General features: G+C 74.4%; 10 protein-coding genes. 7 read left to right on the forward strand and 3 right to left on the reverse strand.

Annotated features, from left to right (window positions below):
• Positions 1-25: 25 nt before the first annotated feature.
• Positions 26-3,568, reverse strand: a complete 3,543-nt coding sequence (locus HCN51_RS55485; protein ID WP_168021840.1) for an ATP-binding protein — start codon at positions 3,566-3,568, stop codon at positions 26-28.
• 130 nt (positions 3,569-3,698) lie between these two features.
• Between HCN51_RS55485 and HCN51_RS55490 the strand changes: the two genes are divergently transcribed.
• Positions 3,699-4,577 carry an alpha/beta fold hydrolase gene (locus HCN51_RS55490; protein ID WP_168021841.1) on the forward strand — a complete coding sequence of 293 codons (879 nt, stop codon included), beginning with the start codon at positions 3,699-3,701 and terminating at the stop codon, positions 4,575-4,577.
• Between the two features lie 103 nt (positions 4,578-4,680).
• Positions 4,681-5,253 (forward strand): copper chaperone PCu(A)C, encoded by a 573-nt coding sequence (locus tag HCN51_RS55495; RefSeq protein WP_155128280.1) that lies wholly within the window; start codon positions 4,681-4,683, stop codon positions 5,251-5,253.
• Here HCN51_RS55495 and HCN51_RS55500 read toward each other — a convergent pair.
• A complete protein-coding gene (locus tag HCN51_RS55500; RefSeq protein ID WP_168021842.1) occupies positions 5,243-6,265 on the reverse strand; it encodes a hypothetical protein in 1,023 nt (340 codons plus the stop codon). The two genes, HCN51_RS55495 and HCN51_RS55500, sit on opposite strands and share 11 nt — an antisense overlap.
• A 239-nt stretch (positions 6,266-6,504) precedes the next feature.
• Here HCN51_RS55500 and HCN51_RS60920 point away from each other — a divergent pair, with 239 nt between their 5' ends.
• From HCN51_RS60920 to HCN51_RS55510, 3 genes are all read left to right on the forward strand, one after another.
• Positions 6,505-6,981: a transporter permease gene (locus HCN51_RS60920; RefSeq protein WP_346434173.1), complete on the forward strand. Its 477-nt coding sequence runs from the start codon at positions 6,505-6,507 to the stop codon at positions 6,979-6,981.
• On the forward strand, positions 6,978-7,178 hold the full coding sequence (locus tag HCN51_RS60925; RefSeq protein WP_240974245.1) for a hypothetical protein: 201 nt from the start codon (positions 6,978-6,980) through the stop codon (positions 7,176-7,178). The genes HCN51_RS60920 and HCN51_RS60925 overlap by 4 nt, the downstream gene beginning before the upstream one ends.
• A gap of 76 nt (positions 7,179-7,254) precedes the next feature.
• A complete protein-coding gene (locus HCN51_RS55510) occupies positions 7,255-8,100 on the forward strand; it encodes a hypothetical protein (protein WP_168021843.1) in 846 nt (281 codons plus the stop codon).
• On the opposite strand, the gene HCN51_RS55515 is transcribed toward HCN51_RS55510, so the two are convergent.
• Positions 8,087-8,503, reverse strand: a complete 417-nt coding sequence (locus HCN51_RS55515; protein WP_168021844.1) for a hypothetical protein — start codon at positions 8,501-8,503, stop codon at positions 8,087-8,089. The genes HCN51_RS55510 and HCN51_RS55515 overlap by 14 nt on opposite strands.
• A gap of 131 nt (positions 8,504-8,634) precedes the next feature.
• On the opposite strand from HCN51_RS55515, the gene HCN51_RS55520 reads away from it, so the two are divergent.
• On the forward strand, positions 8,635-8,946 hold the full coding sequence (locus tag HCN51_RS55520) for an EthD family reductase (protein WP_168021845.1): 312 nt from the start codon (positions 8,635-8,637) through the stop codon (positions 8,944-8,946).
• A gap of 314 nt (positions 8,947-9,260) precedes the next feature.
• Positions 9,261-10,415, forward strand: a complete 1,155-nt coding sequence (locus HCN51_RS55525) for an NBR1-Ig-like domain-containing protein (protein WP_168021846.1) — start codon at positions 9,261-9,263, stop codon at positions 10,413-10,415.
• Positions 10,416-10,512: the final 97 nt, after the last annotated feature.

Raw genomic sequence — 10,512 nt, forward strand, 5'->3', positions numbered from 1 at the left:
CGGTCCGTCCTTGTCACGGCCTCATTCAGGGCCGTTTGGGCGACAATTTTCCCGAAACTTTCGGATCCATCGAGGGGGGCGGTGCCATGAAGACTACCGGCAGGGCTTCGCGGCACCGGCGGGCGGCCTCGGCCCAGTGCGCCGCTCCCGCGCTCCCGGCCAGCGCCTCCGCCCGGCGAAGATGCGCCGCCGCGCGCTCGTGCCGTCCCAGGGCGGCGGCCAGCCGGCCGAGGTACAGCGCGACCGGCCCCAGCGTGACCAGCCCGCTGCCCGCGCCCGCCAGCTCCCCCTCCGCCGGGAGCAACCGGTCGTAGAGGCGCTCCATCGCCTCCCGGTCCCCCAGCCGGAGCGCCGTCTCGGCGTGCAGGCAGGTCCTCGCCTCGAACAGCAGGTCGCGCGGCGATTCGGGGATCATTCGGGCGGCTGACGCCGCCTCCTCCCGCCGCCCCTCCGCGAGCAGCACCAGCGGCCTGCCCCACTTCTCGTACGGCCCCAGCCCCTCCACGCCCGCGCCGTCCAGGTCCAGATCCAGGCACAGCAGGGCGAGCGGAAGGATGCCCTCCTCGACGCCGGGCATCCCCGTGCCGCTGAGCCGGGCCGCCGCCGTGCGGTACGCCGACCTTGCCGCCTCCCTCGCCCCGGCGTCGCCGGCCGTGACGGCGCGGCGAAGCGCGGCGTACCAGGTGGTGAACACCCCCACCAGCGGAAGGTCGTGCCGCTCCGCCAGCCTGTCCGCCGCGGCGGCGTGCCGGTCGGCGGCCTCCAGGTCCGCCAGCGCCGCCATGGACTGCACCAGGATCAGGTGCCCCAGCACCTCGAACGTCGCCAGCCCGTCCCGGCCGGCGGCCAGCCGGACCAGCTCCTCCCCGATCGCGGCCCGCTCCGGCGCCAGCCCCGCCCGGTGGAAGGTCTGCATGTAGCGGCCGTTGAGCGCGTAGGCCAGCAGGGTGCGATCGCCCAGGCGGCGGGCGGTCCCCTCGGCCTCGGCCGCCGCCTCGGCACCGCGCGTGCCCGGGTCGGCGCGGCGCTCCATGGCGATGGTGATCAGCAGCCGGGCGCGCTCGGCGTCGTACCTCTCGGGAGGCAGGGCGGCCAGCGTGCGTTCGGCGGCGGCGGCCAAGCGGGCCGACAGGGCGGGGTCGTCGCTGGCGGTCCAGATGGCGGGCACGTCGAACGAGCCGATCACCCCGGCCGTGACCACCGGATCGCCGAGCGCCTCCGCCGCGTCGACCGCCTCGGCCCGGTACCGCCGCGACTCGTGCAGCTCCCCGATCACCGCCAGCGCCCTGACCAGCCCCATGACGGCCTCCAGCCGCCCGGCCGCCCCACCGGCGCCGGTCGCGCCGACCAGCGCGGTCCCGCCGCCAGGACCGTCCGCACCGTCAGTGCCCGTCGCGCCACCGGAACCGGCCGCGCCGGCGCGACCGGTCGCCTGGTCCAGGGCCGCGAGGGTGGCGCGCCACATGCGGGCCGCCTCGTGCGGTGCCGGCCTGGCCTCCGCACGCCGGGCCGCCAGCCGCGTGTAGTGCGCGGTCCGCCCGGCCCCCGCTCGTCCCTCCGCCCGCACGCAGTGGTGGGCGATGGTCTCCACGTCGCCGGGACGGACCCGTTCGACGATCTCGGCGGCCCTGGCGTGCCACCGGACGCGGCGGGCCCGCGTCACCTCGTCGTACAGCGTCTCGTGCACCAGCGCGTGCGCGAACCGCAACCGGTCGGCGTCCCGCTCCACCAGGAAGCCCGCGAGCAGCGCGGACTCCACGGACTCCAGCACCTGGTCCTCGTCGCCCGCCAGCGGCACCAGCACGTCGAGATCGACCTCCTGGCCGAGCAGGGCGGCCTGCCGGAGGTGGGTGCGCGCCGCTTCGGGAAGGCCCGCGAGGCGGTGCCGGATGACGTCGCGGACCCCGGCGGGAACGGTCGTGTGCAGGGCCGCGTCGCCCTCGCTCTCCCACAGGCGGACGAGCTCCCTGACGAAGAACGGGTTGCCGCCGCTCCGGGTGTGGATCGTCCGGGCGTCACGGTCGTCCGGCGTGCGGCCGGTGATGGCCTGGACCAGCTCGCGCACCTGGGGCTCGGTGAGGCCGCCCAGGTAGACGCGGGCCGGCTCGGCCCGCGCGGCCCTCCCCAGCGCGTCGGCCAGCCCGGCGGAGATCTCGGTCGATCGGTACGTGCCGACGATCAGCACGGGTGCCTGGCCGAGGTCGGTGGCCAGCGTCGTCAGCAGGGCCAGCGTCTCCTCGTCCGCCCAGTGCAGGTCGTCGAAGACCAGGAGGAGCGGGGCCCGCCCGGCGACGCCCGCCAGGTGCGCGGCGATGGCACGATGCCGCTCGAAGCGCGCGGCGAGCGGCGCAGCCTCCGGGACAACCGCGCCCGCCTTCCCGGCCGCATCCGCCTTCCCGGCCGCATCCGCCTTCCCGGCCGCGCCCGCCTGCCCGGCCCCGTCCGGCGGCCCGCCGACGGGCCCGAGACCGGCGGCCGTGAGGTGCTCCTGCATCTGGGTCCAGGGCCAGGCGGCGGGAACGCCCTGCAGCTCGGGGCTGGCACCCCAGGCAGTGGTCCAGCCCGCGGCCTGCAAGCGTCCGGCCAGCGTCCTGGCCAGGGCCGTCTTGCCCGCGCCCGCCGCGCCGGACACCAGCACGAGCCGCGCCCGCCCCGCCGCCGTGACGGCCGCCGCGACGCCTTCCAGCTCGGCCAGCTCCGCGCCCCGCCCGACGAACGGATGCTCCACGCCCTCCCCGCCGAACGCCGCTCCCGCCGTTCCGGCGAGCTCAGCGGCACCCTCACCCGCCGGCAGGGCGGCCGGCGCGGTGAGGTGGGGTGCTTGGGCGAGGATGTCGGATTCGAGGCGGCGCAGCCCCTCCCCCGGGTCCACCCCCAGCTCGCGCCGCAGCACCTGCCTGGCCCGCCGCAGCTGCCCCAGCGCGTCCCCTTGCCGCCCCGCCCGGTAGAGGGCGAGCGCCAGCAGCCGCCACCCGTCCTCGCGCAGCGGATGCCCGGCGACGTGCGCCTCCAGGTCGGGTACGGACTCGGCGGCGGCCCCCTGGGCGAGGGCGGCCTCGGCGCGGCGCTCGACGGCGAGCAGGCGCAGCTCGTCGAGGCGGGCGGCCTCGCCGCGCGCCCAGTCCAGCTCGGCGAACTCGGCGTAGGCGGGCCCCCTCCAGAGCCCGAGCGCGGTGTCGAGCAGGGCGTGGGCCTGTGCGGCGGCGCCGCCGGCCAGCAGGCGGGAGGCTTCCGTGACCGCGGACTCGAAGCGCCAGGCGTCCACCGCCTCCGGCTCGGCGCGCAGCGCGTAGCCGGGCGGGGAGGTGACGAGGAGGCGGGAGGGGGTGCGGGGCGGCCGGCCGGGCTCCAGCGCCTTCCTGAGCTCGCCGACGAACGTCTGCACCGCGCCGAGCGCGCCTTCCTGCGGGTCCTCCCACAGGTCGCCGATCAGCCACGACACCGGTACGACGCGGCCCCTGGCGACCAGCAGCCTGGCCAGGACGGAGCGGTGGCGCGGGCCCTTGAGGCGTACCGGGCCGCGCTCGTTCTCGGCCGTCAGCGGGCCCAGCACACCGAATGTCACCATCTCGCCTCCCAACCTATCCGCCGGTGCGAGGTGGGCTGAGCGGCCGCTGACCAGGTGCTGATTGGCGGACGGCAGGCTTCGAGGCGCCCCCCATGAGACAACGGACCGAAACGGCAGGAGAGCCGAGCACATGACACCCCAGATCACCGGATTCACCCGCCGCCGCATCACCGTGGCCGACGGCGTGGCGCTCAACGTGGCCGTCGGCGGCTCGGGCAGCCCCGTCGTGCTGCTGCACGGGTTCCCGCAGACGCACCTCATGTGGCGGCACGTCGCCGCCGACCTGGCCGCCGACCACACGGTCATCTGCCCCGACCTGCGCGGGTACGGCGACAGCGACAAGCCCGCCGACCCCGACGGCCTCACCTACTCCAAGCGCACGATGGCCGCCGACGTGGTGGCGCTGGCCAGGGCGCTGGGGCACGAGCGGTTCGCGCTGGCGGGCCACGACCGGGGCGCGCTGGTCGCCGTCCGGGCGGGCCTCGACCACCCGGACGCCATCACGCACCTGGCCTCCCTGGACGTGCTGCCGACGCTGGACTCGTGGGAGGTCATGCAGGGGCGGTCGGCCGCCGTCGGGTTCCACCTGTACCTGATGGCGCAGCCGCCGGGCCTGCCCGAGGCCATGATCGCGGGCGCGGCGGACGCGTTCTTCGGCTACTTCCTGGACCTCTGGGCGAACGACCCGAATGCGATCCCGGCCGACGTCCGGGCCGCCTACCTGAAGGCGTCCCGCGAGGCGATCCCGTCGATCGTGGCCGACTACCGGGCCACGGCCACGGTCGACGTCGAGCACGACGAGGCCGACCGGCGGGCGGGCAACAAGCTGACCATGCCCGTGACGGTGCTGCAGCAGGACTGGGGCTCGGCGCTCGGGTTCGACGCGGCCGGGAGGTGGCGGGCCTGGGCGCAGGACCTGGAGCACCGGACGGTGACGTGCGGGCACTTCATGGCGGAGGAGGCTCCGGCGGAGGTGGTCAAGGCGCTGCGGGACCTGCTCGCCCGGTGATCCGCCCCTGAGGTCGCCCGAGCGGGGTGAGCAGGGGGTGGCCCTGGTTCGGGGCGGTGTTCGCGGGTACGGGAACGACTACCGGTCCGGGAGGAGGGCTATCGTGATGCGTCCCATCGCCGCCGCCGTGGTGGTCGTCGCGCTGTCGGCCAGCGGCTGCATGAACGCCGGCTTCGACGAGGCCAACAGGGTCCCGCAGAACGACGGCGCCAACGCGAACGTGGAGGGCGGCCTGAGCCTGCGCAATGTCTTCCTCCTGGGAGGCACCGACTCGGCCTCGCCGCCGCCGCAGCAGGCGCTGTTCGGGGTGATCGTCAACGACGGTCAGCAGGCCCACCAGCTCGAACGGGTCACGATGGACGGCGGCGGCACCGTGCAGCTGGCCGGGCAGCCGCTCACGCTGCCGCCCGACCAGGCCGTGGGCACCGGCAACAAGCCGATCGGCACGGCCACGGGGGTGCGCGGCAGCACGGTGCCGATGACGTTCACCTTCCGCGACGCCAAGCCGGTGCGCCTGATGGTGCCCGTCATGACGCGCACCGGCCACTTCTCGAACCTGCCGTCCGCGCCGGCGGGCTCGCCGACGCCGGCCGCCCCGGTCACCTCGCCGCCTCCGCCGCAGGTGACGAACCAGGGCACCGCGTCGCCCGGCCCGACCGCCACCACTACGGGTTGAGGTGCCGCCAGCCTTTGGCCAGTGACCGGCCGACGGCCTCCATCAGCGTGCCGTCGGTCCAGTAGAACGGGTGCACCAGCGGCGTCTGGAACGGCGGCCACGGCCCCCGCACCTCGATCGCCCCGTCCATGGTCACCTGCTGCTCGTAGGCGGGCCCGAGCGGCCGCAGCGGGTAGGCGGCCACGTCGTCGGGGTCGTGGAAGTTCACCCATTCGCTCTGCAGGGCGGTCCTGCGGCCGGCGATGTCCGGGCCGGGGAAGTCGAGCGGCCTGTCGAGCGTGGCGTCGGGGTAACGCAGGCTCCACAGCGCGAGCGGGCTCCCCATGGTGTAGAGCCAGGCCAGCGTCTCGCCTCTGGCCAGCGCCGAGGTGCCCATGGCGGCCCGTACCCGGTCGGGCACGAGCTTGCGGCCGCGCAGCGTCTCCTGCTGGTCGTAGACGTAGTCGCTGACCAGCACGCTGCCGAACGAGTGCGCCAGCACGCACAGCGGCGCCGCGTCGCCCGCCTTCTCGGCCAGCCGCGCCAGGGCCCTGGCCAGGCTCTCGTGCGCGGCGACGTAGTTGGCCTCGTTGCGCTGCCGGTCGTAGGCGATGATGTCGCCGCCGAAGTGCAGCAACAGCCAGCGCGCCCCCGGGTAGCGCAGCCCTCGCGACCCCCGCAGGCCGCGCAGCCCGGGTATCCCGGGCAGGAAGGGCAGGAGCAGCCAGCCGGCCAGCGGGACCAGCGCACCCGCCCGCCCGGCGTCGAGCCGCTTGACCAGCCGTTCCAGCTGCCCGTCGAAGAAGGTCCTCGCCCCCTCCTCGGAGTACATCCTGGCGAACAGCTCGCGCTGCCGCTGCTCGATGTGCGGCGCCCAGGTGACCGCCTCGACGATCAGGGCGTCGTCGGCGTCGGTGCGGCTCATGCCGGCCGCGCGGGCGAACGCGGCGCGCAGCATCGCGGCCGGGCGCGCGGCGAAGCCGGGGGCGTCGATCTCGACGCCGTGCGCGAACGCCACGGCGATGCTGTTCACGGCGGGCTCCCTTCCTCTGGAGCGCGCGCACCACGGACGGGCGGCGGCGGGCGCGGCGCGGGCGCCGCTCCAGCAGGTGCGTGCACATGCGGTCGGCCAGCGCCGCGATGGTCAGCGACGGGGGTCTCCTGCCGCCAGCAGATCGCCCACGGTGCCGGCCGCGCCGCCCGCCACCCGGTCGAGCTGATCCACTGGGCGGCCGGCCTGCCATAACGCCTCGGGGGAGATCGGAGTACGCAGTGTCCGCAGAGCTCCTGTCCATCCTCGCCCTCATCGCCATGTTCGTCGTCGCCACGATCTTCCCCGTGAACCTCGGAGCCCTGGCCCTCCTCGGCGCCTTCCTCGTCGGCACCCTCGCCGCCGGCATGGACACCGACGCCATCCTCGACGCGTTCCCCGGCAGCCTGTTCGTGATCCTCGTCGGGGTGACGCTGCTGTTCGCGATCGCCACCAGCAACGGGACCGTGGACTGGCTCGTCCGCGCCGCCGTGCACCTCATACGGGGCCGGCTGGCCGCGATCCCCCTCACCGTCTTCGCCGTCTCGGCCCTGCTGACGGCCGTGGCCGCGATCGGCATCCCGCTGCTCGTGGCGCTGCTCATCTGCTACGTGGGCGGCGTCGTGTCCGCGTTCGCCTCGACCGTGGGCATCCTCGGCGCGCTGGTGCCGCTGGCCGTACCGCTGCTGTCGCAGGCCCGCTCGGGCCGGTCGCGATGATCGCGGCGCTGTCGGTGTCGTCGGCGATCGTGGACGTCAGCCCGTTCTCCACCACCGGCGCGCTGCTGGTGGCCAACGTCAGGGGCATGCACCGTGACGGCTTCTACCGCCGGCTGCTGGCCTACGGCGGCGTGATCGTCCTCGTGGGGCCCCTGGCCGCCTGGGCCGTCCTCGTCGTGCCCGGCCGGCTCGGCTAGCCGCCGCGCCGATACTCATCCGTGATCGCCTGCCGCGAGGATTCTCCTGCGTCCCGACAACAGCAGAGGAATCTCCATGATCAGACGACTCACGGCCACGCTGCTCGCCGCGAGCCTGGCCGCCGCCGCGCTCACCGGCGGTCAGGCGCACGCCGCCTCCGCCCCGGCCGACCCGGTCAAGAGCCTGCGCGCGCAGTTCGTGCAGGGCCGCGGCGTGCTGGTCTCCGAGACCAGCCGCAGCAAGCTCCCCGGGGACGCGCGGACGGCCCCGACCAGGACCACCGGCACGATCGCGTTCGGCAGGCACGGGGTCGTGGGCGCCGATCTCACCTCGAAGTATCCGCCCTCCCCCGAGTTAGACGACGAGTTGCAGGAGATCGAGGCCGGCCGCACCACCTACGTGCGCGGCTTCTGGTGGGGGCCCCTGCCCGAGGGCAAGAAGTGGATCCTGTTCAACGGCAAGAACTCGTTCTGGGGGCAGGCGCACCAGCGGGCCGACCAGGTGATCGACGTCTTCGACCCCAGGACCCTGCGCCTGCTGCTCGCCAAGGCCACCGTCCGCAAGGGCGGCGAGTACCGCGGCGTCGTGACCAGCAAGGAGCTGTACAAGAAGAGCGAGCTCATGTTCGTGGAGTTCTCCAAGGTCTCCTACCGCCTCTTCCTCGACCGGAACTGGCTGCCGATCCGCCTCGTCACGGAGTACCAGTACACGAGCGTCGGCTACGACAAGGACGGCAACAAGATCAAGGACTCCTACCACCCGCTGGTCGACACGCGTTACTCCGGATACGGCACCATGGTCGCGATCGCGCCGCCGCCGGCCGACGAGGTCGTCGACTTCGACGACCTGGAGATGCCGTCCGGCGAGCAGAGCGGCGACGAGCCGCTCACGCTGGACCGCAACTCCATCAGCGCTCGGTGATGTGCTGATCCCGGCCCGCCTGGTAGATCCGGCCGTGCCCGCTCGCCTTCGCCTCCATCACCACGGAGCCGGGGCCGGGCTGCCCGGCCGGGGCCAGCGCGGGCCGCAGCACCTCGTCCAGCACCCGCTGGATCTCCACGGCCAGCGCCGGGTCCGCGCGCAGCAGGGCCTGCAACCTGATCTGCCACGCCCCGGCCAGCGCCCGCTCGGTGTCGTCGTCGCCGTCCGCCCGGGCCTCCAGCACCTGGCCGCGTACGCTCTCCAGCTCCGCCCCGACGGCCTCGACCTCGGCGGGACGGGCCCGCCGCCACAGCGCCACCACGCCGTCGCGAGCCCCCTGCCAGGCGTCGGTGGCCATCGCGGCCACCACGGCGGTGCCCGCCGCCAGCACGATCGGATCCATGCGCCCTCCCGGAAACGTCTCCCCGCGTTCACCGTAGAACGCGAACGGCCCGGCCGCCGCCCCTATCGCCGAGGCCGCGACGGAGGTTTCATCGAAGGCACATCCCCGTCCGCCTGCCTCCGGAGGCGACCATGGCTTACCAGCTCATCGTGCTCTACAACCAGCCGGACAGCGCCGAGGCGTTCGACAAGCACTACGACGAGACGCACGCCCCCATCGCCGCCCGCATGCCGGGCGTGCGCTCCTACACCACCATGCGGCCCGCCCCCACCGGCGGCGAGCAGCCCCCGTACCACCTGGTCGCCGTCCTGACGTTCGACGACCAGCGGGCGTTCGAGGCCGCCGCGGCGAGCGAGGAGGGCAAGGCGGCGGTCGCCGACCTGGCGAACTTCGCCGGCAAGGGCGTCACCCTGCTCACCGGTCCCGCCAGCACGATGGTGTGAACGCCACTGGGCGGACCACCGGACACCCACCTTGGTCACCGCAACGGTGATCCGCCCAGCACCCACCCACCGACACATCGACCGGCCACCAGCCACCAGCCACCAGCCACCAGCCACCAGCAGGATCCGGCACATCGACCGCCCCATCGACCGTCTTCCAGACCGGATGACGCGGCCCTGCGGCCACGGCCTGGCAAGCGTGCCATCCTGGTGACGCATTGTTCGCGCCTGAGGCGGCTTTGGTAACCTCCTTGGGTCTTGGTGGGGTGCGGCGGACAGCGTCGCACGGTGCGGCCGACCGAAGCAGAGGTGGGATGGCGGAGTCGCCCGGATCGCAGGACGAGAACACGGGGGCGCGGCGCGGCCGCCGCCCCGTCCGCCCCGACCCGGCCTCCGGCCCCGTCGCCCTCTTCGCCCACCGGCTGTGGGAGCTCAAGGAACGCGCGGGCGACCCGTCCTTCGCCGACATGTCCGCCCGCCTCGGCGCCGCCGCCTCCAAGTCCTCCCTGGCCGCCGCCGCCCGCGGCAACACACTGCCAAGCTGGGAGACGACCTGGGAGTTCGTCCGCGTCCTGGCCGTCGACCGCCTGGGCCAGAACGCCGACGAGGCAAGACACGAGTGGCGCACCCACTGGGAGCAGGCCTCCCGCACCACCACCGGCGCTGCGACCGTTGAGCCCGCTGCCGACGCCGCGGGAACTGCGGGCCAGCACCCCGCAGACACCCCAGAGGAGGAGCCCTCAAGCAACGCACCGGCCGAGCAGGCGCCGGGCACCCCACCCAACACCCACCCCGCGAGCAGCACAGCGGGCGCCGACAGCACAACGGGCGCGGGCAGCACAGCGGGCGCGGGCAGCACGGCAGGTGCCAGCGCCGCGGGCGGCGCAGCAGGCGGCGGGACCGGAGGCACAGACGGCACGGCAGGCACAGGCAACGGAGCGGGCGCAGGAGAGGGAGAAGCCGCCGCGGCGGGTGCGCACCGATCCCGCTGGCGTACCCGCCGGAACGCCGTCCTGGCCGGGGCCTGTGCCGTGCTGGGCGCGGGTGCCATCCTGATCGGCTGGATCCTCCCGAACATCGGGGACGACACGGACGCCGGGCCCGCCACCCACCCCACACAGCCGGCCACCCCCTACGACGACTCGGTCTTCGAGAAGGACGTGACCTACCCGGACGGCTCCGTGGTGCGGCCGGGCGAGTCGTTCGACAAGACGTGGCGGATCCGCAACTCGGGCAACGTCCCCTGGCAGGACCGCTACCTCACCCGCATGAACGACACCCCGTGCAAGGCCCCGAAGCGGGTGGGGATCGGCCCGGTGGTGCCGGGCGAGTCGATCGACATCACGGTACGCGTCCGCGCCTCCGACTCCCCGGGCCGCTGCAAGATCTTCTGGAAGATGACCGACGCGCACGGCGCCCCGCTCCTGGCCGCCAAGAAGCCCATCTTCCTCGACGTCACAGTGGCCTGAGCCGCCGGGGCCCGAGTGCCTGGCGCGGGCGTCAAGGCGACGGCCCGCGGCAGGCAGCACGGCAGGTCAGCGGTAGGCGGTGGCCTGGAGGGTGTAA

It is taken from the genome of Nonomuraea composti, from assembly GCF_012034275.1.
In the GTDB taxonomy this organism is placed as follows: domain Bacteria; phylum Actinomycetota; class Actinomycetes; order Streptosporangiales; family Streptosporangiaceae; genus Nonomuraea; species Nonomuraea composti.